At 70.6% G+C, this 23,786-nt stretch carries 19 protein-coding genes and 1 pseudogene; 12 read left to right on the top strand and 8 right to left on the bottom strand.

From position 1 onward, the window contains the following. The 10 genes and pseudogenes from AC1DMN_RS17005 to AC1DMN_RS17050 all read left to right on the top strand — a co-directional run. Positions 1 to 1,240, top strand: a pseudogene (locus tag AC1DMN_RS17005) (hypothetical protein); the annotation flags it as partial. 167 nt (positions 1,241 to 1,407) lie between these two features. Then, entirely contained in the window at positions 1,408 to 3,117 is a 1,710-nt protein-coding gene (locus AC1DMN_RS17010) for a radical SAM protein (RefSeq protein ID WP_477384646.1), read from the top strand. A 3-nt stretch (positions 3,118 to 3,120) separates the two neighbouring features. Then, positions 3,121 to 3,495: a hypothetical protein gene (locus tag AC1DMN_RS17015; protein WP_477230064.1), complete on the top strand. Its 375-nt coding sequence runs from the start codon at positions 3,121 to 3,123 to the stop codon at positions 3,493 to 3,495. Further along, positions 3,495 to 4,301: a prolipoprotein diacylglyceryl transferase gene (locus AC1DMN_RS17020; protein ID WP_477384648.1), complete on the top strand. Its 807-nt coding sequence runs from the start codon at positions 3,495 to 3,497 to the stop codon at positions 4,299 to 4,301. Before AC1DMN_RS17015 ends, AC1DMN_RS17020 begins: the two co-directional genes overlap by 1 nt. A gap of 280 nt (positions 4,302 to 4,581) precedes the next feature. Then, a complete protein-coding gene (locus tag AC1DMN_RS17025; RefSeq protein ID WP_477384650.1) occupies positions 4,582 to 5,013 on the top strand; it encodes a hypothetical protein in 432 nt (143 codons plus the stop codon). Between the two features lie 97 nt (positions 5,014 to 5,110). Next, positions 5,111 to 6,142, top strand: a complete 1,032-nt coding sequence (locus AC1DMN_RS17030; protein WP_477230062.1) for an iron-siderophore ABC transporter substrate-binding protein — start codon at positions 5,111 to 5,113, stop codon at positions 6,140 to 6,142. Then, positions 6,142 to 7,191, top strand: a complete 1,050-nt coding sequence (locus AC1DMN_RS17035) for a FecCD family ABC transporter permease (RefSeq protein WP_477230061.1) — start codon at positions 6,142 to 6,144, stop codon at positions 7,189 to 7,191. The genes AC1DMN_RS17030 and AC1DMN_RS17035 overlap by 1 nt, the downstream gene beginning before the upstream one ends. Next, complete coding sequence (locus AC1DMN_RS17040) at positions 7,188 to 8,243, top strand: FecCD family ABC transporter permease (RefSeq protein ID WP_477230060.1); 1,056 nt, start codon at positions 7,188 to 7,190, stop codon at positions 8,241 to 8,243. Before AC1DMN_RS17035 ends, AC1DMN_RS17040 begins: the two co-directional genes overlap by 4 nt. Next, the gene (locus tag AC1DMN_RS17045) at positions 8,240 to 9,034 is read left to right on the top strand and encodes an ABC transporter ATP-binding protein (RefSeq protein ID WP_477230059.1); all 795 of its coding nucleotides are present in this window, start codon (positions 8,240 to 8,242) and stop codon (positions 9,032 to 9,034) included. The genes AC1DMN_RS17040 and AC1DMN_RS17045 overlap by 4 nt, the downstream gene beginning before the upstream one ends. A gap of 27 nt (positions 9,035 to 9,061) precedes the next feature. Continuing rightward, positions 9,062 to 9,403, top strand: coding sequence for a CHY zinc finger protein (locus AC1DMN_RS17050; RefSeq protein WP_477230058.1), 342 nt, complete (start codon positions 9,062 to 9,064; stop codon positions 9,401 to 9,403). A 113-nt stretch (positions 9,404 to 9,516) separates the two neighbouring features. Here the strand turns inward: AC1DMN_RS17050 and AC1DMN_RS17055 are convergent, their stop codons facing one another. Genes AC1DMN_RS17055 through AC1DMN_RS17075 form a run of 5 tightly spaced genes read right to left on the bottom strand, consistent with a single transcriptional unit; the run spans position 9,517 to position 15,357 of the window. Beyond that, positions 9,517 to 10,428 (bottom strand): carbohydrate ABC transporter permease, encoded by a 912-nt coding sequence (locus tag AC1DMN_RS17055; protein WP_440732627.1) that lies wholly within the window; start codon positions 10,426 to 10,428, stop codon positions 9,517 to 9,519. Next, a complete protein-coding gene (locus AC1DMN_RS17060) occupies positions 10,418 to 11,398 on the bottom strand; it encodes a carbohydrate ABC transporter permease (protein ID WP_477230057.1) in 981 nt (326 codons plus the stop codon). Before AC1DMN_RS17060 ends, AC1DMN_RS17055 begins: the two co-directional genes overlap by 11 nt. Continuing rightward, positions 11,395 to 12,675, bottom strand: a complete 1,281-nt coding sequence (locus AC1DMN_RS17065) for an ABC transporter substrate-binding protein (RefSeq protein WP_477230056.1) — start codon at positions 12,673 to 12,675, stop codon at positions 11,395 to 11,397. The genes AC1DMN_RS17060 and AC1DMN_RS17065 overlap by 4 nt, the downstream gene beginning before the upstream one ends. A gap of 28 nt (positions 12,676 to 12,703) precedes the next feature. Next, the gene (locus AC1DMN_RS17070; RefSeq protein ID WP_477230055.1) at positions 12,704 to 14,311 is read right to left on the bottom strand and encodes an FAD-dependent oxidoreductase; all 1,608 of its coding nucleotides are present in this window, start codon (positions 14,309 to 14,311) and stop codon (positions 12,704 to 12,706) included. Then, positions 14,308 to 15,357 carry a LacI family DNA-binding transcriptional regulator gene (locus tag AC1DMN_RS17075; RefSeq protein WP_477230054.1) on the bottom strand — a complete coding sequence of 350 codons (1,050 nt, stop codon included), beginning with the start codon at positions 15,355 to 15,357 and terminating at the stop codon, positions 14,308 to 14,310. The genes AC1DMN_RS17070 and AC1DMN_RS17075 overlap by 4 nt, the downstream gene beginning before the upstream one ends. Positions 15,358 to 15,518: 161 nt before the next feature. Here AC1DMN_RS17075 and AC1DMN_RS17080 point away from each other — a divergent pair, with 161 nt between their 5' ends. Then, positions 15,519 to 17,825 carry a hypothetical protein gene (locus tag AC1DMN_RS17080; protein WP_477384652.1) on the top strand — a complete coding sequence of 769 codons (2,307 nt, stop codon included), beginning with the start codon at positions 15,519 to 15,521 and terminating at the stop codon, positions 17,823 to 17,825. 40 nt (positions 17,826 to 17,865) lie between these two features. Here the strand turns inward: AC1DMN_RS17080 and AC1DMN_RS17085 are convergent, their stop codons facing one another. From AC1DMN_RS17085 to AC1DMN_RS17095, 3 genes are all read right to left on the bottom strand, one after another. After that, positions 17,866 to 20,715, bottom strand: a complete 2,850-nt coding sequence (locus AC1DMN_RS17085; protein WP_477230052.1) for an FAD-binding and (Fe-S)-binding domain-containing protein — start codon at positions 20,713 to 20,715, stop codon at positions 17,866 to 17,868. 186 nt (positions 20,716 to 20,901) lie between these two features. After that, positions 20,902 to 21,708, bottom strand: coding sequence for a 2-phosphosulfolactate phosphatase (locus tag AC1DMN_RS17090; protein WP_477230051.1), 807 nt, complete (start codon positions 21,706 to 21,708; stop codon positions 20,902 to 20,904). A gap of 66 nt (positions 21,709 to 21,774) precedes the next feature. Next, positions 21,775 to 22,314: a VOC family protein gene (locus AC1DMN_RS17095; RefSeq protein WP_477230050.1), complete on the bottom strand. Its 540-nt coding sequence runs from the start codon at positions 22,312 to 22,314 to the stop codon at positions 21,775 to 21,777. 105 nt (positions 22,315 to 22,419) lie between these two features. On the opposite strand from AC1DMN_RS17095, the gene AC1DMN_RS17100 reads away from it, so the two are divergent. After that, positions 22,420 to 23,358, top strand: coding sequence for a J domain-containing protein (locus tag AC1DMN_RS17100; protein ID WP_477230049.1), 939 nt, complete (start codon positions 22,420 to 22,422; stop codon positions 23,356 to 23,358). The last annotated feature ends 428 nt before the right edge of the window (positions 23,359 to 23,786 follow it).

Genomic DNA, 23,786 nt, shown 5'->3' on the forward strand with positions numbered 1-23,786 from the left:
GCCCACGATCCCGGGTCTCCCGGGAACCGGCAACCCGGGAACCCCCGGTAACGGGGGAACCCTCCCGGGGCTGCCCAACCTCGGCGGAATCCTCAGCGGAATCACCGGCAGCCTTCCGGGGCTGCCCACCGTCCCCAGCCTGCCCACCATCCCGGGTCTCCCGGGAACCGGCAACCCGGGAACCCCGGGCAACGGAGGGACCCTTCCGGGCCTGCCCAACATCGGCGGGATCCTCGGCGGACTGACCGGCAACCTGCCCGGCCTGCCCACTGTCCCCGGTCTGCCCACGATCCCGGGCCTCCCGGGAACCGGCAACGGCGGCACCCTCCCGGGCCTGCCCAACCTGCCCATCGGTGCCATCACCGGTGCGCTCGGCGGAYTGACCGGCAACCTGCCCAGCCTGCCCACCATCCCGGGYCTCCCCGGAACCGGCAACCCCGGAACCCCCGGTAACGGGGGAACCCTCCCGGGCCTGCCCAACATCGGCGGGATCCTCGGCGGACTGACCGGCAACCTGCCCAGCCTGCCCACCRTCCCGGGCCTCCCCGGAACCGGCAACCCGGGAACCCCGGGCAACGGCGGGATCCTTCCGGGTCTGCCGAACCTCGGCGGCTTGACGGGCGCCCTCGCGGGCGTCCTCCCCGGCGAGCCGAACCCCGGCGCCGGCCTGCCCAACCTCGGCGGCGTCCTCAGCGGAATCACCGGCAGCCTTCCGGGGCTGCCCACCGTCCCCGGCCTGCCCACGATCCCGGGTCTTCCCGGAACCGGTGGCACCCCGGGCAACGGCGGGACCCTCCCGGGCCTGCCGAACCTCGGCGGCGTCATCGGCGGCGTGACCGGAACCGTTCCGGTGGTCACCGGCGTCATCGGCGGAGTCACCGGATCCCTCCCGGGCGTCATCGGAGGGATCACCGGATCCCTCCCCGGCGTCATCGGAGGGCTCACTGGATCGCTGCCCGGCCTGCCCACCGTTCCCGGAACTCCGGGCACCCCGGGCACCGGAACTCCGGGCACGCCCGGAACCAGCAATGGCGGAACCACCCCGGCCGCCGGTGACGGTGGCGTTCAGGTCGTGTCTCACGTGACGCACGGTCTGAACGGGGCCGTGCGCAGCCTGCACGCAGCCACCGCGAGGACGGGTTCTCTCGCGCAGACCGGGTTCTACGACCCGTTCCTGCTCTTCGCCGGACTGTTCCTGCTTGCCGCAGGCGCGGTGGCGAAGGCCGTCGAGCGCCGCTGAAATCCTCACTGCGGAGGGCCGTCCTTGCGGGCGGCCCTCCGCTCCTGTGTGCGCATACATCCGGCACGAACGTCCTCGCCGCACGATCAGACTTCGCGACCGCGCGGTTATCCACACGCCCCGTCCGCACCCCCGACACGGAACCACCCGGCCGCTAGGGTGAGCGCATGACCCCCACCGTGGAGAACCCGGCAGGCTTCGGCCCCGGTGCGGCGGGAGCCCCCGTCCGCGCGAAGACCGCCGGATCCGGACAGCCCCTGCGCGACTACCGCGTGCACCGCTACGTCAACGCGTTCTGCCCCACGTGCCATGAAGAGGATCCGGAACGTCCGCTCGCGGATGTCCGYCGGCTGAGCGGCTGGCTGGCSGTGCGMGGCGASCGCGTCTGGCTCGAGCGAGGCTGYCCCGAGCACGGACTGCAGCGCACGMTSTACGACGAGTCSGCCGAGATCCTCACCTACCTCGAGCAGTGGACCGCACCGACGAAAGTGCACGAACCCGACCTCGCGGGCAACTTCAAACCGGTGCCCTCGGCCTACGAGGACGGCCTGCCCGAGATGCAGACGCAGCACACCTGCATCCTGCTGGAGGACCTCACCGACCACTGCAATCTGCGCTGTCCSACGTGCTTCGCGGARTCCAGCCCTGCGGCGAGCGCCATCGCCCCGCTCGCGGARGTGCTCGCCTCGGTCGATGCCCGGCTCGCCAAGGAGAACAATCGCATCGACGTGCTGATGCTCTCCGGCGGCGAGCCGACCCTGTACCCCTGGCTGGAGCAGCTGCTCGAGCACCTCGTGGCGCGCCCGATCGTACGCATCCTGCTCAACTCGAACGGTCTGCGCATCGCGCAGGACGACGCACTCGTCGCGACGCTCAAGAAGCACCGCGAGCGGGTCGAGGTCTACCTGCAGTACGACGGCGAGAGCGCCGGGGCGTCCGCCTACCACCGTGGCGCGGACATCCGCCGGTTCAAGGAACGCGCGCTCGCACGACTCAGCGAGGCGGGGGTGTTCACGACCCTCACCATGACCGCAGCCCTCGGCGTGAACGACGGCGAGATCGGCGCCGTGATCCGTCGCGCGATGGAGACGCCCTACGTGGGCGGCGTCACGATCCAGCCCGTGTTCGGATCCGGCCGTTCGGCGGGGATCGACCCGCACGACCGTCTCACGCACACGGGCGTGCTCGCCCGGCTCGAGCCGCAGACCGACGGCGAGGTCACCTGGAAAGATCTCACCGCGCTCCCCTGTAGCCACCCGCACTGCTGCTCGGTCGGCTACCTGCTCAAGGACGACTCCGGATCCTGGAACTCGCTCACGAAGCTCGTCGGGCACGACCGGCTCAAGGAGTTCCTCGACCTCAACCCGGATCTGATCGCGAACCGCATCGCCGACAGCGGCATCAATCAGAAGCTGAAGGACTCGGTCAAGCAGTCGCTGCTCGACCTGCTCAGCGAGCAGTCGTCGCTGTCGCACCCCTCGATCGGATCCCTCTGGAAGGACATCTGCACGGGCTGCGACCTCGGCATCGGCACGCTCACCAAGCTCGCCACCGCGGCGCTGCCCGGGCAGCACAAGCGGCTGAGGCAGTTCCTCGGCGAACGCGTCAAGCGCATCACGGTCAAGCCCTTCATGGACATCAACACCATGATCGAGGAGCGCCTCACGCAGTGCTGCGTGCATGTCGCGACGGTCAACGAGCAGACGTCGGCGCACCAGTGCGCGCCGTTCTGCGCCGTGCAGGCGTGGGCGCCGCTCTCCCGCACGCGCATCTCGACAGCGACCGGATCCGCGGGTGCTCGCGCCGGCGGCGCCGCCTCAGAGGCGGGCGTCGACGTCGGGGACCGCGCCCGGCTGCCGCTCTCGGTGGGGCACTGACCCGTGTCCGCTGCGCTTCCGGATCCGTCCTCCGCCCCTCAGGGCGAGGGCCCGACGGGCGCGCCCGGTGAGCTCGACCTGTCCGGCCTGAACCGCTACGACGAGACCGTCGGATCCGCCGCGCCGCCGTTCGATCCCCTGCGGCTGTGCGTGTTCACGACGATCGCGCTCATCGCGTGCCTGCTCGGCCCGATCGCCGTGCTGGGCTTCGCGCTCGTCGCCATCGCCGGATATGCGCGCGCCCGCCGTCAGGGACTGTTGCGCTCGAGGTGCAAGCTCGGCGATACCCGCCTCGTGCTCGCTTATCTCTCTGCTCTCGCTGTGCTCGCCGCTGTCGCGACCCCGTTCTGGGTGATGTTCTGGATCGGGCGGTTCTGATGTTCCCGACGCTGCAGGATCTGCTCGGACCGTGGGCGCCTCCGCTCGAGACGCACGGGTTCTTCGTCGCGCTCGGACTGGGCGCGGCGGGGATCGTGTTCCTCATCGAGCGTCGCCGGCGGGGCGTCACGGATCCGCGGGTGGCATATCTCGTGCTCGGTGCGCTGCTGGGCGCAGCGATCCTGAGCCGTCTGGGCACCTGGGCTCAGCACATCGACCTCACCAAGAACCGCGACCTCGTCTCGCAGCTCACGCACGGCAACGCCTCGATCCTGAGCGCCCTGGTCGGAGCCTGGCTCGGCGTGCACGTCGCCAAGAAGATCGTCGGCTACCGCGAGCGCAGCGGCGACCTCTTCGCCCCGGCGGTCGCGATCGCGATGGCGATCGGCCGGTTCGGCTGCCTGTTCACCGAGCGGCCGGGCACCCCCACTGGTGCGGACTGGGGCATCGTGCTGGATCCCGCGGCCGCCGCGCGGGTCGGATCCACGGCGGGAGTGCCGCTGCACCCGAGCTTCATCTACGAGATCGCGTTCCACGCGGCCGCGTTCTGCCTGCTCTGGTTCTGRCTGCGCCACCGCGACATCGCCGCCGGCGAGACCCTCACGCTATACATCGCGGCATACGGGATCTTCCGCTTCTTCGTGGAGTTCGTGCGCGGCAACGACGTCGCCTGGCTCGGCCTGACCCGACCGCAGCTGTTCCTCATCGTCACGATCCCGCTCCTGCTCGCCCGCATCGTCTGGAAGGCGCGGCGAGGCGCCTTCCCGCTCATCCCAAGGAGGATCCCGAGTGAACAGCACGCCTGAGGACCCGTCCGAACCGGATCCGGAGCAGCCGGTGGTCCAGCCGGATCCTCCCGCACCCGCACCCGGCGCTCCCGAGCAGCCGCCGGGCCCGCCCCGGCCACCCGCGCCGCCGAGCCCGCCGGCGGCACCGCCCGCACCTGCACCGCCCGGTCCGCCCGCGCCTCCTCAGGCACCCCTCCCGGAGCCGGCCGCCCCTCCCCTCGCCCCACCGCTCGGCGGCCCAATACCGACGGGCGACGCGATCCCTCCGGGGGGCGCCGAGATCCCTCCGGCTCGGACGGTGGTTCCGCCGCCCGATCCGGTGGCGCCCACCGGTCCTCCCTCGGGGGGCGCCGCGCCCGGCGCCTATCCCGGCGCGCCGGGCTCATATCCGGGAGCGTCGGGAACCCCCGCAGCGCCGGGCGGCTACGCGGCGTATGCCGGTCCGGCCGGCGGACCACCACCGCGCTCGGGACTGAGCTTCGGCGCGGGGATCGGCGTCGGAACCGCGGTCGGCTGCGGATCCATGCTGATCGCTCTGGTGCTGTTCTTCAGCCTCGYCAACCTCGGAACCGCGTTCTCGATCGGCGCGCTCGTACTGCCGCTGATCCTGGGCGCGGTGCTGCTGATCTGGGCGAAGACCAGGGGCATCGGCGTGGGCGTGCTCATCATCTCCGCGGCCGCCTGGCTCGTCGTGATCGGGCCGTGCCTGGGGCTGCTCAACGGACTCTGAAGCACCCGCCGCGCAGGCGGCTCCGGCCCTTCTCGACAGATCAGGCAGATAGGTTAGGCTTACCTATCTACCCACTGCCTTTCTTCGAGGAGATCCCATGCCCTCCCTCCGTCTGCGCCGTGGCGCGGCCGTCCTCACCCTCCTGACCGCCGGCGCCCTCGCGCTGTCCGCGTGCTCCGCCGGGTCCGCGCCCAGCACGACCGGAACCGGATCCTCGAGCGGTGCCTTCCCCGCGACCATCGAGCACGTCTACGGCAAGACCGTCATCGAATCGGCACCGAAGAACGTCGCCACGATCGGCTGGGGCAGCTTCGATGCCGCGATCGCCCTGGGCACGATCCCGGTCACGATCCCGAAGTCGACCTTCGGCGACGCGGACGGCGACGGCTACCTGGAGTGGACGAAGGACGCGATCGACGCCGACAAGGCGAAGCTTCCGCCACTGCACGACGAGACCGACGGGATCCCCTACGAGAAGATCGCGGACACCTCGCCGGATCTGATCCTGGGCGCGAACTCCGGTCTCACCAAGCAGGAGTACGACACCCTCGCCAAGATCGCCCCCACCGTCGCCTACCCGGGCACGCCCTGGGGCACCTCGTGGCGCGACTCCACCACGATGGTCGGCGCAGCGCTCGGCAAGTCCGCAGAGGCCAAGACCCTGATCGCCGACACCGAGAAGGCCATGGCGACCGAGATGGCGAAGTACCCCGCGGCGAAGGGCAAGACCGGCATGGTCATGTGGGTCGACGCGAAGGATCTCGGCAAGGTGCAGTACTACACGCCGAGCGACACCCGCGTGCAGTACCTGAACGACCTCGGCTTCGCCACGCCGCAGTCCATCACCGACCTGGCCGAGAACGAGAAGGGCTTCGTCGCGACGATCTCGGCCGAGCAGGCCGACAAGCTCGACGCCGACGTCGCGGTGGTCTACGTGCAGGGCGGCGACCTGTCCACCCTTCAGAACGACCCGCTGCTGAGCCGGATCCCCGCCGTGAAGAAGGGCTCCGTCGCGCTCATGAACGACGAAGCCCTGCTGATGGCGGTATCAGCGCCCACCGTGCTGTCCATCCCATGGGCGCTGCCGACCTACGCGAAGATGCTCGGCGAGGCTGCCGCCAAGGCCTGATGACCCTCGCCCCTGCACCGACGCCGCCCGCGCCGGGATCCGAGGCACGCCGTCGCGTGCGTCTGTCCCCGACGTGGGCGCTCGTCGTGTGCCTCGTCGCGCTTCTCGTCGCGAGCGGGCTCTCCCTCGCGCTGGGTGCGCGCATCGTGCCGCCCGGCGCCGTGTGGGACGCGTTCCTGCGCCCCGACGGTTCCACGGACCAGGCGGCCGTGCTCTCCCGGGTGCCTACGACGATCACCGGACTGCTGGTCGGCGCGGCGCTGGGCATGGGCGGCGCCCTCATGCAGGGCATGGCTCGCAACCCTCTCGCCGACCCCGGCCTGCTCGGCGTGAACGCCGGAGCGTCGCTGTTCGTGGTGCTCGGCATGACGCTGTTCGGGTGGCAGGCGCCGCTCGCGATCGTGTGGTGCGCCCTCGCCGGCGCCGCCGTGGCGGTGGTGCTCGGCTACGGCGCCGCCGCGGCGAGTCCCGGTGGCGCGACCCCGGTGACGCTCGCGCTCGCGGGCGCGGCGGTCACGGCGATCGCGACGGCCGTGATCACGGGCATCCTCATCGTCGACCAGTCGACGTTGGAGAGCTTCCGGTTCTGGCAAGTCGGATCCCTGACAGCGGCGTCGTTCTCCACGCTGGCGCAGCTCGGGGGCTTTCTCACCCTGGGTGCCGTGCTCGCCGTCGCCTGCTCCGGCCGACTCAACGCGCTCGCGCTCGGCGACGACGTCGCTCGCGGGCTGGGCGTGAGCGTCGGCGCATCCCGGCTCACCGCGGTGCTCGCGGTCGTGCTCCTGTGCGGCACGGCGACGGCCCTCGCGGGTCCGATCGGGTTCGTCGGGCTCGCCGTCCCGCATGCGGTGCGGTTGCTCGTCGGCAGCGACTACCGCTGGATCGTGCCTTTGTCGGCCGCGGCCGGAGCCACGTTCCTGCTCGTCTGTGACGTGATCGGGCGGATCCTGGCTCGGCCCGGTGTGCTCGAAGTGGGCATCGTGACCGGCGTGATCGGCGCTCCGGTCTTCATCGCGCTCCTGCGCCGGCGCAAGGCGGTGGGCCTGTGACCGTCCTCGACACCGCACGACCCGACGCGACGTCCGCACCCGCCGATCGGCTCCGCGCTGCTCGGCGCCACCGCGAGGCCCGCGACGCCGTGCTCATCGCGGGTCTCGCCGTCGTCACGGTCCTCCTGTTCGGCGCAGCCCTCATGTTCGGCGCGAAGACCCTCGCCCTGCCCGACGTGCTGCGCGCGCTCACCGGCCAGACGGTGCCGGGCGTGAGCTTCGCCGTGGTCGAGCTGCGCCTGCCCCGTGCGGTCGGCGCGCTGCTGGCCGGGGCGGCGTTCGGGCTCGGAGGCGTGCTGTTCCAGACCTTGCTGCGCAATGTGCTCGCGAGCCCGGACGTGATCGGCGTCAGCGCCGGATCCAGCGCCGCGGCGATCACTGCCATCTCCTTCTTCGGCGCCTCCGGGCTCGTCGTGGCCGTCGCGGCCGTCGCCGGAGGGCTCGCCACCGCGCTGCTGATCTGGGCGCTCGCCTACCGCCGTGGCCTTTCCGGCCTGTGCTTCGTGCTGGTCGGCATCGGCGTCGCCGCGGCTCTCCAGGCCGTGATCAGCTATGTCCTCACCCGCTCCGACGTCAAGGCCGCCGAGCAAGCGACCGTGTGGATGGCCGGATCCCTCAGCCGCAGCCTCTGGGACCAGCTCGCCCCGACTGCTCCCGTGCTCGCCGTGCTGCTCGTGGTCGCCCTGCTGGCCGCGCGGACGCTGCCGGTGCTGCGACTCGGCGACGACTCCGCGACGGCGCTCGGCGCACGCCCACAGCGCTCCCGGATCCTGCTGATCCTGTGCGCGGTGCTGCTCACAGCGGTGGCGACCTCGCTGACCGGACCGATCTCGTTCGTCGCCTTCCTGGCCGGGCCCATCGCGCTGCGGCTGGTCCGGCGCGACGCCGCACTCCCTCTGGTCTCCGCGCTCCTCGGCGCGATCATCGTGCTCGCGGGCGACGCGGTTGGACAGCACGCCTTCCCGATCACGCTGCCGGTCGGCGTGATCACCGGCGCGATCGGCGCCCCCTTCCTGCTCTGGCTCCTGATGAGAGGACGCACGCGCGCATGAGCTCGCACACCCTCGAAGCGAACGACCTGACCGTCGGCTACGACGGCGCGCCCGTCATCGACGGCCTCGACCTGGCCCTGCCCACGTCAGGGATCACGATGATCGTCGGCGGCAACGGCTGCGGCAAGTCGACCCTGCTGCGCACGCTCGCCCGGTTGCTGAAGCCGCGCAGCGGATCCGTGCTGCTGGACGGAACCGTGATCTCGCAGCTGCCCACCAAAGAGGTCGCCCGGATCGTCGGCCTGTTGCCGCAGGCGCCGATCGCCCCCGACGGGATCAGCGTCGCCGACCTCGTCGACCGCGGTCGCACCCCGCACCGCGGCTGGCTGGGCGGGCGCGACCGCCGCGACGACGAGGTGGTGGCCGATGCCCTGCAGGTGACCGGCATGACGGAGTTCGCGGAGCGCTCCATCGACGAGCTCTCCGGCGGGCAGCGGCAGCGCGCGTGGGTCGCGATGGCGCTCGCGCAGGAGCCCGACATCCTGCTGCTCGACGAGCCCACCACCTACCTCGACCTCGCGCACCAGGTGGAGCTGCTGCAGCTGCTCGTGCGGCTGTCGCGCGAGCGCGGCACGCAGGTCGTGGTCGTCATGCACGAGCTGAACCTCGCCACACGCTACGCCGACCATCTCGTCGCGATGCGCGACGGCCGCATCGTCGCCGAGGGCGCTCCGGGTGACGTCGTCACCGTCGAGCTGCTGCGCGAGGTCTTCGACCTCGAAGCCGTCGTGATCCCGGATCCGGTCGCCGGCACGCCGATGATCGTGCCCGTGGACGTGCACCGCGGCTGAACACGCACCCTGCCTAGGATCGTTGCCATGGGCATCGAGCAGGTCGAGATCAAGGGCCGCCCGGTCGACGGGCAGACCCGCTGCGTGCACTACCGCACCGAGCTCGACGTCGTGGCGATCCGCTTCGCGTGCTGCGGCGAGTACTACCCCTGCCACCTCTGCCACGAGGAGACGGCCGGACACCCGTCCCGGCCGTGGCCCCTCGCCGAGCAGGACGCCAAGGCCGTGCTCTGCGGCGTCTGCGGCCACGAGCTCGAGATCCGCGAGTACCTCGGAGTCACCGCCTGCCCCCTGTGCGCGGCCGCGTTCAACCCGCGATGCGCGCTGCACGCGGACCTGTATTTCGAGGTCGCGCCGGTCGAGTCCTGAAGGACGGATTCGACTCTGCAGGATGATCCGCGCGGAATCATCCTGCAGAGTTGCAGAAGTCCTGCGGAAGCGGCACCCGATCGCGGCCGCGCACCGTCTCCGCTCTTCAGCCCTCAGCCCTTCAGCCCGGAGTGGGCCAGCCCCTCGACGAACTGCCGCTGCGCGATCAGGAACACCACGAGCACCGGCACGACCGTCATGGTCGCCGCGGCCAGCTGCGTGTTCCACATCTCGCCGCCGTATGCGTCGGTGTAGCGCGTGAGCGCCTGCGGCAGCGTGAACAGGTCCGGTGATGTCAGGTAGACGGTCGGCTCCAGATAGAGGTTCCAGGACGCCAGGAAGGTGAGGATCGCGACGGCGGACAGGGCGGGCTTCGCCAGCGGCAGGCAGATCCGCCACCAGATCGCCAGCCGTCCGAGCCCGTCGAGGCGGGCGGCCTCCTCCAGCTCGACAGGCAGCGCGATGAAGAACTGCCGCATGATGAAGGTCGCCAGCACGCAGGGCGCGGCGAGCGCCGTCACGAGGATCAGCGGCCAGTGCGTATTGATCAGCCCCACGCTCTTGAACATCTGGAAGAGCGGGACGATCGTCACCTCTCCGGGCACCAGCAGGCCGATCAGCACGACCAGGAACAGCACGTTCTGCCCGGGGAAGCGGATGCGCGCGAAGGCGTAGCCCGCGAGGCTCGACACCAGGAGCGCGATGAGCGTCACGACGACGGCGATGTAGACGCTGTTGCCGTACTGGCGGGCGAAGGGCTGGAACCCGAACGCCTGCACGTACGCGTCCCAGGTCGGCGACGCGGTGAAGATCGTGGGCGGCGCGGCGAAGATCTGGTCGAGTGGCTTGAACGAGGATGCGACCATCCAGATCGTCGGCACGACGAACGGCAGCGCCAGCACACCGAGGGCGACGTAGAGCACGATCCGGCGGAGGATCCGCCCCTGCCGGGGGCGAGGGGTCACGATCTGCGAGGGGGTCGCCCGTCCGGCCAGCTGCGGTTCCGCGAGTGTCTCAGTTCTCATAGAAGACCCATCTCCTTCGGAGCTGCCACTGCAAGACGGTGAGCAGCATCACGAACGTGAGCAGCATCAGCGCGAGGGTCGAGCCGTAGCCGATGTTGTTGAAGGTGAACGCCTGCTGGAAGACGTAATAGACGAGCACCGTCGTGGAAAGGGCGGGGCCGCCCTCGGTGAGCACCGCGATCTGCGCGAACGCCTGCAGCGCGCCCACGATCGTGATGATGCCCGTGAGCAGCAGCGTCGGCGAGATGAGCGGCAGCGTGATGCGCGTGAAGATCGTGCGGCTGCCGGCCCCGTCGATGCGCGCCGCCTCGTACAGCTCTCCGGGCACCCCCTGCAGCGCAGACAGGAACAGCACCATATTCACCCCGACGCTGCGGATGACCTGCGTCACGATCACGGCGCCCATTGCCGTGGGCCCCTCCTGCAGCCAGTTCGGGCCGTGGATTCCGATCTGCGCGAGCACGGCGTTGATCCCGCCGTTGTCCTGGAGCAGGAAACCCCAGACCAGCGTCCAGGCCACGACCGAGATCACGACCGGGGAGAAGAACAGGGTGCGGAAGAACGTCACCCCTCGGAAACGGCGATTGAGCATCACGGCCAGGCCGAGCCCGAGAGCGATGTTGAGGACGACGACGCCGAGGGAGAACACCGCGGTGGCACCCAGCACGCTCGGCAGCTGCGGATCCGCGGCGAGCGCGGCGTAGTTCGCCCCGCCGACGAAGCTGAGCTGCCCGGTGAAGATGTTCCACTTGTTCAGGCTGTAGACGATCGCGAGGCCGACCGGGATCAGGACGAACAGCACGACGCCCGCCAGCTGGGGCGCGATGAAGAGGTAGCCCGCGGCTGCGTCTCGCCGGCGCATCGTCCAGAATCGGGTCGCGCGCCTGCGCACGGGATCCGGCCCTCCGGCGCCCCGGGAGGCGTCCGGTGACGCCTCCCGAGGCATGGTGGAGCTGACAGTCATCGTCATTTCACCAGGAGCGGGGAGATCGCCGAGCAGACAGAGCCCAGCACCTTCTTGACGTCCGCATCGGGCTTCCACATCGCGTCGAGGGCGGTCTTGCCCTTCTGCGCGATCTCGGCAGGACTGGTGTGATTCGGCAGGGTGACRGCACCGGGGATCTGATCCACGACCACCGTCTGCAACTGCTCGGCGGTCAGCTTCGTGTTGTTCGCCGCCAGCTTCTCGCCGGTCAGCAGAGACTTGCGCGCCGAGGGGAAGAACTGGGAGAGCTTGGCGCTGTTCTCCGGTCCGGTCAGATAGGCGAGGAAGGAGCTCGCCTCCTGCGGATGCGCGCTCGTGCGGAGGACTCCCATGCCCGCCTGCCCGATCACCGAGTAGGACCCGGCGGGTCCGGCGGGAAGCGGCATGACCTCGTATCCGAAGTTGCCGGTGAGCAGCGAGGCCCGGGAGACCTGAGCGACGGTGAACGCGGAGTCGCCGGCGAAGAAGTCGGCCTTGGTGCCGGGGCCTGGCATGGCGGAGTCCTTGAAGACGGCGTCGTGCAAGAAGGTGAAGGCGCCGACCATCTTGTCGTCGTCGAAGGTGCATTTCGTGCCGTCGGCGTTCCAGGCACTCGCGCCCCACCCGGTCCAGACCGTGGCCAGGGTGTTCCAGGCGGAGTAATCGAAGTCGCGGATGACGAACCCCGCCTTCCCTGTCGCGGCGTTCACCGCTGCCCCGATCTTCGAGATGTCATCCCAGGTCGCTCCAGAGGCAGGGAGGGACTGGCCGGCCGCGGCGAGAAGATCCTTGTTCACGTAGAGCGCGTACGGCGAGTTCGAGAACGGATAGGCGTAGAGCTGCCCGCCCTTCGAGAACTCCGCGGTCGCACTGGGGAGCAGATCGTCGTACCCCCACCCCTTGGTCTCCTTCAGCGTGGGGGTGAGCGGCAGAAGGGCGTCGGACGCGATCAGGTCCTTGGACAGATCCCCCATCCACGCGAGGTCCGGGGCATTGCCACCGGCGATCTGCGTCGTGAGCGTCGTGTTGTAGTCCGCGAACGGGAGGCTGTCGAAGGTGATGGATTTGATCTCAGGGTGCGTCGCCTTGTAACTGTCGGCGATCGAGGCGAACAGCGCGAGCTGCGCCTCGTTCGAGGTCCACACCGTCATGCGGAGGGCGACGCTGTTCGGGGCGGCGGTGGTGGGCGCGGGGGCGGTCGGGGTGGCGCTGCATCCGGTGATCGCGACGATCGCGGCCGTCGCCAGGGCAGCAGCGCCGACCAGCTTCTTTGCTGTGTTCATGGGGGGCTTTCTTGATAGGAGGGACGCGCTAGTAGCCGAGGATCTCCGGCCAGTGGAGCTCGATGCCCGACTCGACGAGCCGGCTCTGGAACCGCTGTCGCAGTTCCTGGTCCGAGAGCACATGTCTCGGAAGCGTGGATTCGTCGATGCAGAAGCTCGCGAGCTCACCCGCGGACTCGCCGATGTTCCATTCGACGGGATGGAGGCGATATGCGCCGTTGGTGATGTGGGTCGTGCCGATGTTCTTCGCGGCGGGGATGAGGTTGCGCGTGTCGACCGGGACGAGCGCACCGAGCGGGATCTCGAACGGTGCGCACTCGACATCGATGTAGTTGTCGCCGCCCGTCGAGGGGTGCAGGTCGATCCGGTACATGCCGACGCCGACCGAGTCGGGGAAGGTCGCCGGACCGGCGTGACCGCGGGACGCGACCGAGATGTCCTGTTCGACCACGGTGGTGACCGCCCGGATGCGACGCGACTCGCGGATGTACGGCGCCTGCGCGAATCCGTCCGCCGTGCCGGTCTGATCGCCGCGCGGGCGCAGTCCCGGCCAGCCCGTGCCACCGTCGGGGCGCGGGGCCTCGGTCTGCAGCCAGTACAGGTAGGAGCGGGAGAGCTCCTTCGCAGCGGCGCGGTGCGCCTCGGCGTCGGGATCGTCGAAGACGGATCCGTCGAGGTAGTCCAGCATCGGCCAGTTGGCCACGACGATGTCGCTCTCGTAGGCGCCGGGCTGGAAGGTCTGACGGGCGATGATCCGGCGGAACTCCCACAGGTCGAGATCGCCTGGATCCTCGCGGGGGTCCGGCGTCGCGCCATCATCGCCGTAGGGCGGATTGACGTGGAACGTGCGGGATTCGGGCTCGAGCGTGCGCGGCTGCGGTGCGGTGAAGGAGAGCAGCCGGTCGCCCCAGAAGGCCGGCGCGTACTCGCGCCAGTACTCGTACGTCGCCGGCCGCTCGATCGTGAAGTCGGCGCCCTCGACATGGTCGAAGACGAAGCACCAGGAGATCGCCTGGAGGTTGCCGGGATCGGCCTGCTCCGGCGCGCTCGGCTCCCCCGTCTCGGAGCGCGACTCCGCCCCCGCGACGTAGTCCGTCCCCGTCAGCGGGAGGAGCTCTCCCGTCTCGGTGGCATCGAGCACGAACGAGGCCTCCACCTGCACTTCCGTGCCGTCCTCGACGTGACGAAGGGTCACGGAGGAGACGACGTGCTCTGCGACCAGGGCAGACGTCGGCACGTAGGGCTGCAGGACGGTGAGCCGGCCGCTGGAGAGGTACGGGGCCAACTGCTGCTCGATGACGGCGGCGGCGACCCTGGGCTCATGACAGAGCCTGCTCACCCGTCCGAGTCCGGGGTTGAGCCTCGGGTCGCGGCGGGCGGCGTCCGTGAGCGGGTAGAAGGAGCGGTAGTACGCACGGATCCCTTCGCGCAGCGCGCGATACCGGGCCGTGACGCCGAACTGCTCGACCCAGATGTGCTCGTCCGGCGGAACCGCCTGAGAGGTGAGCTGACCGCCGAGCCACGCGTACTCCTCGGACAGGATCACGCGCTTGCCGCGGCCGAGAGCGGCCAGCGCAGCGGCGACGCCCCCGAGCCCGCCTCCGATGATCGCGATGTCGGCGCGAAGCTCCTTCATGCGTCGGCCCGACGTGCCATCAGCGTCTCGCCGGGTTCGAGGGACCCCTGCAGAAGGCGCTGCCGATCGATCGTTCCCACGCTTTCGGGGTCGGCCGCGATCAGCTCCCTGAGCAGGCCCAGCGCCTCGAAGGCGATGCGCTGACGCGGGGTGTGGAAGCCGGAGAGGCGCAGGCCCTTGACGGTGTGACTCTGCACCTCACCGAGCGCGGCGATGGAGACCTGTACCGGCAGCGCGACACCCTGCCGCTCGAGGGCGAGCGCGAGGTCTTCGGCGGCGAAGGCGTCTTCGGCGACCACGAGGGTCGCGCCGCTCTCGACGATCGTGCGCGCGGTCGCGGCGAGATCCCCGCCGACCTCGGGCAGCGAGCGGAAGGACAGCGGTCCGCCCGCACCTGCCGCCTCGATCTCGGCGAGCCGGTCGCGGGATGACGGGGTGTCCCGATCGCCGTGCACGTACACCGCGGACGTGTGGCCCAGCTCGACCGCCCGTGCGATCAGATCGCGGGTGAGCGCGCGGTAGTCGATCCCGACGTAGGGCACGCCTTCGGCCTCGTCGCGTCGTCCGACCGCGACGAACGGGAAGCCCTCGCTGACCAGACGGGCGAGCTCCTCCCCGTCCATGTGCTGGCCGAGCAGGATGCAGCCGTCGGCGAGGCGCAGCCGCGTGTTCCGGTGGAAGAGGCGGCGCGAGCCGTTCTCGACGGGCGAGCTCGTGAAGAACAGGAGGTCGCAGTCGTACTGCTCGGCGGCGCGTTCGATCCCGTTGAGCAGCGGACCGTAGAAGTCCATGCTCTCCGCGGTCAGGGCGGACTCGTAAGTGAAGACGCCGAGGATCTTGTTGTCGAGCCCGGCGAGTCTGCGCGCGGCGGGGTCTGCCACGTACGTCGTCTGCTCGATCGCGCGACGCACCCGCTCCCTCGTGGCCTCCGGGATGCGGACGTTCGTGCCGTCCCGATCGTTGAGCACGAGAGACACCGTCGTCTGACTGACCCCGGCGATCCGTGCGATCTCCTTCTGGGTCGTCTTGCCCGTCTTCCCCGACATGTGCGTCCTCCGCGTCTGATAATGCCTATCACCAAGGCGATGCCCCGACGCTAATGCGTATCTTCACGAAGCGCAAGTCTTCTTGACTTCCACCATGGAGAGGGATCAGACTGAAACCCGTTCGTGCGCTAATGCGCATTATCATGATCAACGGAGATCCGATGACGAAACCGAACGATGCCGGCGCGGGATTCACGCGCCGAGGATTCCTGGGCGCCACCTTCGCCGCGGGCGCACTGCTGGTGGCGGCCCAGAGCCCGATCCGCGCGAATGCGACCGCGGGCGACGTGACCCTGAGTGCCGACGGAGTGAGCATCGTCGCGAGCGTCGGCGGGCGCGTCGCGATCAGGGATGGCTCGGGTGTCATCCGGATGCAGGGCTCCAAGTTCCAGACCAAGGACACCGCGACGGGCATTCAGGTCTCCACTGGCGGAACGCCCACGCTCGTGACGCTCGCCGACGGCACTCCCGCCATCCGGATGGACTACGTGATGCCCGCCGCGGCCGGGCCGATCGCGGTGTACGGGTTGTTCTCGATCAGCACGCGCCATGCGCGGCTCGAGTGGCACGCTTCAGGATCCGGTGCCTTCATCCCGGACGGGTTCCTGTTCAGCCGGGCGATCGTGTCCAGCACCGAGCCGGACGGCTACGTCGCGCTCACCGAGTGGAAGAGGGACGCCGGCGGAGGGATACCCTTCGAGGACGCGGTCGGCGTCGCGCACACATCGGCATGGGGCGCCCTGCATGGGCTGCTCATCCTCGACCGCTCCCGCCAGTCCTGGACGAATTCCACCTGGGTGCACGCGCCCGGGGTGACCCAGCCTGACGGCAGCGTCGTGAGCCGGGCGGACTTCTTCTTCAGCGACAAGCGACCCTCGGCGGTCGCCTCGATCGGCACGGCGCAGGACCTCGGCATCGAGGTCTGGACGGACCGGCCGTTCGGGCTGTGGACGACAGCCGGGCAGCAGCTCGCGATCTCCGCCCAGGTCGCCAACGGCGCGGCGACCGATCGCGCGGTCGACCTGGTCTGGTGGGCGCGCGACTTCAACGGGAMCSTGCTGGCGAGCCAGACGGTCKCCGTSGTCGTCCCSGCCKCSGGAAYSCTCGAYCASASCTTCACCCTGACCGCRCCSGGATCCGGCTTCRTCGTCACCGARGTCGCGGCGGTCTCCGGCGGGATCGAGGCGTTCGCCCGCACCAACCTCGCGGCGGTCCCGCCCCGGGACCACGCCGCGACGTCGGACAGCATGTTCGGCATGGCCAACTACCCGTGGCTCCAGGTACCCTCGGCGACCGCACTGCTCGACCTCTGGCAGAGCATCGGCGTCGACCGGGTGCGGATCTCGTACGACGGCGGGCCCGGGCTGCCGCCCTCCGCCTTCGACGCCCGGGGCATGTCGCACAACATCGAGTTGCAGCCCTCGCTCACAGCCACCGCCGCCGAGGCGACGGCCTGGGCGGACACGAACACGGCGACCGCCGTCGCGGCCGGCGCCGAGTACTTCGAGGTCGGCAACGAGCTGAACCGCCCTTTCAACACCGGCACCGCCGCACAGGCGTACATCGACAAGGCGCTGCGTCCGGTACACGACCGCGTGGTCGCCACGGGAGCGTCGCTGAAGCTGCTGAACAACGGGCTCGCGGGCATGGACGAGCCCTGGGTGCAGAACTTCCACGCCGGCGGCGGCTGGGACCTCATCGACGGCATCGCCTTCCACCCCGGTCGAGGCAACTTCACCCCCGACTACGAGCCGCAGGGCCCGGTGGACGCGGGCGCGAACGGCACCTACTGGAACTTCCTCGGTGGCCTCCGCCGGCTCAAGGCGCTCATCGCGCAGTACGGGCCGAAGGAGATCTGGATGACCGAGGCGTACGCCTGCACCAAACCCAACGCGTGGTGGTACGACACCTACCGGCACGCCGCGGAGAACGTGTTCCTGAGCCTCGCGCTCGCGAAGGCCGAGGACGTCCGCTGCGTGTGCTGGTACCAGTTCCACGACAGCGTCCTCGGCAATCCTCAGATCGCGAACCCCGCCGACGCCGAGTATCACTACGGGCTGATGAACCGCGACACCAGCGCGAAGCCGTCTCTGCTCGCCTACGCGAACGCGGCACGGCTGCTCGACCGCGCCACGTTCGTCCGCTGGCTCAGCTTCGCGGACCCGGAGAACAAGGGCCTCCTCTTCGATACCCCCGAGGGCGAACTCGCCGTGCTGTGGAACCGCGCCGACGGCTACATCCTGAACGCTGACCACGACCCTGCGGGCAGCACGTTCCCCACGCCCGAGCTCTGGCTGGATCCGTGGCCGACCAAGACCGCGCTGACAGTCCCGGCGACGGGCGCGAGCGTCACGCAGATCGACTGCATCGGGCAGGAGACGCCCCTCGGCGTCGGCGCGGGGACGGTGGCCCTGACCCTCGACGGCGCGCCCCGCGTCTATCGCGGGCTCGACTGCAGCGGACTGTGAGCCGGAGGCGCCACGCCCCCCCTCGTCCCCGCCGCCCTCCTCAGGGCCGGGTGAGCTCCTCCAGCACCTCGACCACGTGCCGGTACGGCTGGCCGGTCGCGCGACTCATGCCGAGCTCGCACGTGCGGTTCGCCGAGACGTAGGCGTCGAAGCCACCGCGATCGGCGCCGGCCGCCGCGACCTCGGCCGCCTCGACGGCGGTCGCGCTCGCGGTCAGCTCGGGATGCAGCATGCCCCGGTCGCCCGCGAACGCGCAGCAGCCCCAGCCCTCGGGCACGTACACCTCGTCCGCGACGGCGCCCGCGAGCGCGCGCAGGGCGTCGTTCGCGCCGAGCTGCGTGGTCGAGCACGTCGGATGCACCGCGACCGAATGGATCCGATCCCGCACGGTCAGCTTCGGCAGGACTTCCCACGCGAGGAAGGTCGTTGCATCCTCGATCCGCAGCGCGGCATATTCCGGGCGCTCCGCGACGGCCTTCGCAAGCATCACGTGCAGCCCCTCCGTGCAGGAGGCGGCGTCGCAGACCACGGGCAGGGCACCGTTGCGGCTCGCTGCCCAGAGCGCCGGCAGCACGCGCTCGGTCATGGTGGCGTAGCCGTCGAACTGTCCCTTGGACTTCCACGGGGTGCCGCAGCAGAGCCCGCCCGCATCCGGCGGCACGACGTACGCGATCCCGGCCCGCTCCAGCAGCAACCGCACGGCCTCACGCGATCCCTCGCCGTGCACGCCGTCGGCGTCCTGCTCCGCGCCGAACATCGTGCCGATGCAGGATCCGAACAGCACGGCCTCCGCATCGGCCGGGTTCTGAGCCTGCAGCGCGCGCGTTCCTCCGCCGGGGAGACGCGCGTCGTACAGCGGCACGGTGTCGGCGCCGAGCACGGCGCGGGCGGCCCTGGTCACGCTTGTCACGAGTGGTGCCGGCAGGGCGTCAGCGACGTTCAACGCGAAGCCGCCGCCACGGGTGATCGCGCCCCAGCCCTTGGCTGCGGCGTTCCACACGCCCTGTTCGAGCCGGCCCGCCTCCTCGGCCCGCAGCCGACGCACGAGATCGCCGGTGTTGATGTCGACGGGGCAGGCGACCCCGCACATGCCGTCGACGGCACAGGTCTGCACGGCGTCGTAGTCGTAGTCGCGCGCGATCTCGGCGGCCACGTCGACCTCGCCGCGGTGCAGGGCGGCCGTCATGTCGCGGCGCAGCACGATGCGCTGCCGCGGGGTGAGCGTGACGTCCTTGCTGGGGCAGGTCGGCTCGCAGTACCCGCATTCGACGCAGCGGTCGACCTCGCCCTCCACCGTCGGCACGAGTTTGAGATCGGCGAGGTACGAGCCGGCGTCGTCCGACAGCACGACGCCCGGGTTGAGGATCCCGTCCGGATCCACGAGCCCCTTGATCTCCCACATCATGTCGGTGAGCACGTCGCCGTACTGCCGGCGCACGAAGGGAGCCATGATGCGCCCGGTGCCGTGCTCGGCCTTGAGCGTGCCGCCCTGGGCGAGCACGAGCGCGACCAGGTCCTCGGTGAAGGCTTCGTAGCGGCGCAGCGCCTCAGGATCGTCGAAGCGCTCGTTGATGAGGAAGTGCACGTTGCCGTCCTTCGCGTGCCCGAAGATCACGCAACCCTCATAGCGGTGCTTCTCGAACAGCGCGGTGAGGCCCTCGCACACGCCGAGCAGGCGCTCGACCGGCACCGCGATGTCCTCGAGCAGCGCCGTCGTGCCCGACGGGCGGGCTCCCGCGACCGCCGTGTACAGCCCCTTGCGGACGGTCCAGAGCTCCCCGCGCTCGACCGGATCCTCGGTCATGCGTGCCGGGGTCGTGAGCGGCAGAGACGTGACATGAGCGAGCGCCGCCGCCGTGCCCGCGGCCAGCGCGTCGGCATCCGCGGCGTGCACCTCGATCAGCAGCGCCGCGTGCCCCTGCACGTCGATCCCCGCGATCACCTCCGGCACCGTGCTCAGTCCCTGCGCGACCCGCAACGACGCCGCGTCCAGGAGCTCGATCGTCGCGAGTCCGAGCGAAGTCAGGCCGGGCAGCGCCGCCATCGCGTCGGAGAGCGTGTCGAACACCAGCAGCCCGGTCGAGATCGCCGGCTGGATCGGGATCGTGCGGAACCGCGCCTCCGCGACGAACGCGAGCGTCCCCTCGGATCCGATCACGAGGTGCTCCAGGATCCGCACCGGATCGTCGAAGTCGAGGAGGGAGTTGAGGCCGTATCCCATGGTGTTCTTCATCGAGAACTGGCGCGCGACCTCGGCGCTCAGGGCCGGATCCCCGCTCAGACGGTCGCGGAGGTGCTGCAGACCCCGGACGATCTCGGGCTCTCGATCGCGCAGCTGTGCCAGGGCGTCGGGCGCGGCGGTGTCGAGGATCGTGCCGCTGGGCAGCACCAACAGCATCGACTCGATCGTGCGGTACGAGTTCTCCACGATCCCGCAGGCCATGCCGCTCGAGTTGTCGGCGACCACGCCGCCGATCGTGCACGCGATCTCACTCGCCGGATCCGGCCCGAGCTTGCGCCCGAAGCGAGCCAGCCGCGTGTTCACCTGGCGCACGGTGGCACCGGGCTGCGCGGCGATCCAGGTGCCGTCGACGGCGACGCGGATGCCGCGGAACGCCGAGCGCGTATCCACCATGACGTCCCCCGTCACGCCCTGTCCGCTGAGGCTCGTGCCACCCGAGCGGAAGGTGAGGCTGCGCCCCGCCGCGCGCACCGCGGCGAAGACCCGGGCGACGGCCGCCGCGTCCTGGGGAACGAGCACCGCATCGGGCACGAGCAGGTAGTGCGAGGCGTCGTGCGCCCGGGCGAACCGGTCGATCGTGCGCGAGGCCACCCGGACGTCGGGCCCGAGCGCGGCCTCGTCCAACGGCGAGGTCAGAGTGGCGGGCATGCGATTACTCCTCGGCGGATCGGGGTGTCTCCAGTCTGGCCCCCATCCATGCGTTTCCCTCCCCTGGCCGTCGTCCCCTCCCCTGAGAGGCGCTTCTGCGGGGAGAGAAAGGCGCTACGAGGAGGGAAACGCGGCGGAATCGGGGATGAGCCGCGGATCGGGGATCGAGGACGAGCGGGGACCGGGTCAGGCGCGAGCCGCCGGATCCACCGCCCGGAACACCCCGTCCACGAGCACCGGGACCGTCGTGGACACATCCGTCTGCGCGGCGAGTTCGACGTCCGCGCCCTGCCCCTCGTCACGCAGCTCGACGCCGCTCGACGAGGCCGTGAACAGGTGCCGGGTCGCCCGGGCCAGGCCGGTGTACGCGGCGCAGGCCGCGGCGGCTTCGGGTGAGCAGGCGTCAATGCCGAGCGCGCCCAGGGCATCGATCACGGCGCCGGCGGTGAGCATGTCCTCGACGGAGAACCGCACCGTCTCGTCGTCGCGCACCTCGCCGCCCGCGACCACGGCGACCTTGACCCGGCTCCCGACGGCGTGCTGATGGTCGAGGATCCACTGCGCGACGGCGGAGCGGTTGCGCAGCGATGCGGCGAGCACCGGCACACCGAACCCCGCGGCCGCCGCCGACAGCCGCGAGCCGTTGAACGACGGCACCACGGCTCGGGTCGCACCGAAGGCTGCGACGTTCTCGGCGGTGAGGCTCGACGGCGACAGCGTCACCCCCGCTCCCCCGCGCGGTCCCGCAAGGCGGGCCTCTCCGAAGCCGTGCTCGGCGGCGATCCTCTCGGCCTCGACGCGCGTACCGGGGAACGGCTGCACCTCGAGCCCCTCGGTCACGGCCCGCTCCACGGTCGTCGTGAACGAGATCGCGTCGATCACGACGATGACGCCTGCCCCCTGTGCGATCGAGCGCAGGCCCTCGCGCGCCCAGTCGAAGCGCACCTCGTAGTCCTGCTGCAGCGGATGGTCCGGGCTCATCGGGGATCTCACCCGGGGAATGCTACCCGGCGGCGGTCCAGGCCTGCGCTCCCACATCGACCCACCGCGACCGGGGACTCACCCCTGGTCGTCGGAACGCACCGGGGCGCTGCTCCAGCCGGACGCCGACCCGGTCAGCGCGGCGTCGAGCGACTCCTGCGCATACCGCATGTTCTCGGCATAGCGCGGTTCCTGCAGACGCTGCCACATGACCTCTTCCGGCACGTCTTCGACCTGGGCGGTGATCCACCAGATGTTGCCGAACGGATCCTTCACACGGCCGCCGCGCTGCCCGAACGCGTTGTCGCCGAGCTCGGTCACCACCGTCGCGCCGCGATCCAGAGCCCGGGCGAATGCCGCGTCGGCGTCGGCAACCCAGACGCGCAGCAGGCTCGGCATCACCGGCCACTCGTCACGCCGGTCGAAGGCGAGCACCACGGTGTCACCGACGCGGATCTCGCCGTGCCCGACCGAGCCGTCCTCGGTCTGCACACGGGCGAGCTCCTCCCCCTCGAACGCGCCCGTGATGAAGTCGAGGAGCGCGCCGGTGTCGTCGGTCACCACCCAGGGCGCGACGGTCGTGTAGCCGGTGGGCGTCGCGGGGTCGATCATCGCCATGGGGGATCCTCTCGTCGTCGTCTCGAGGCTACGAGCAGCCTCCGACATCGGACCGGATACCCTGTACTCCGCTGCTCCACCGCCGCAGACCACCCGAGGAGGGCGATGTTCGACAGTCCGCTCTCGGCCTCCGCATACGAGGTGCTCGACGTCGCCGCGCACGTCTCCGACGACGAGCTGCGCCGCGCCTACCGGCTGCAGCTGCGCCGCACGCACCCCGACACGGGCGGCGACGCGACCGTGTTCATCCAGGTGCAGCGCGCCTGGGAGCTCGTCGGCACCCCGGAGCTGCGCGCCGCCTACGACCGCGGGCACGGATTCGCCGTCGACGCGGTCGCGTGGGACGGCTGGCGCGCTCCGGCCGCGCGCACCGATACACGCCCGCGTGCGAAGGCCTACGGCGAGGCGGGCGCGAGCCGGCGGCGTCACTACGTCGCGCAGGTGCATGCCTGGACCGGATCCGAGGTGCCGGATCCATACGACCCCGCGTTCGTGCGCACGGTCCCCCGCGAGCTGCGCCGGATACTCGCGAACGCCCTCGCCGAGGAGCACACCGCGCGCGCCGTCGCGGACCTGGGCATGGGTTTCACGACCTGGCACGACGTGGCCGTCCCGGCCGGCGCGGCCACGGTCGGCGGCGAGGCCCCGTCGCCCGAGACCCTCGACCACATCGTGCTCGGGCCGAGCGGGCTGTACGGTCTGATGTCGGCCGACTTCGGCGAGATCGCGCGCTTCCGCGCCGGCGAGGTCATCGCATCCGGCGCCGGGTCCCGCGCACCGATCACCGCCCTCGTGACACAGGTGCGCACGATCGCGCGCGCGGCGCGGGTGCGCTTCGGCGGGGCGATCCTGGTGCTCCCCGACGACGACCTGGCGCAGGCGGCCACGCCTCTCGGCGCGATCCGCGGCACGACCGTCGTGGTCGTGCGCCGCAGCGCCCTGCGCCCCCTGCTCCGCGCCGGCGTACCCGGATCCCGGACGATCGGCGGCACCGAGCTGTTCGACGTGCGCACGCGGATCCAGCAGACCGTTCGCTTCGCCTGAGCGCGAGGGGATCCGGTCGTTGCTCGTCTGACCGCGAGGAGGTCTGCTCCCGGTATCTTCACCCCCCTTCACCGTCTTCACCCCCTCTGGCGGAGGTCAGCACGAGGGGGCGAAGGCGCTCCGGGGAGGTGAACGCAGCGGGCCGCCACTCCAAGCAGGTACGTGCGCCCCTCCCCGCACAGGACCCAGGCCCATGGTCACCGCACCGTGCCGCGCGCCATCATGGGGTGTGCGCGTCGTGCACGCCGCGAGCGGCGAAGAAGGAGCGGCGAAGAAGGAGAGGCGATGGCGGATCCGGTGACCGTCGACCCGTCCTCCACCGTGCACCGAGGCGGCTCCGACCGCCCGCTGCCCGCGGCCCTAATCATGATCGCGGTCTTCGCCTTCCTCCTCGGCGCTGTCGAACTGGGCATCGGGCTGCGCATACC

The sequence above is a fragment of the Microbacterium sp. 01T413_2 genome, from assembly GCF_056398985.1.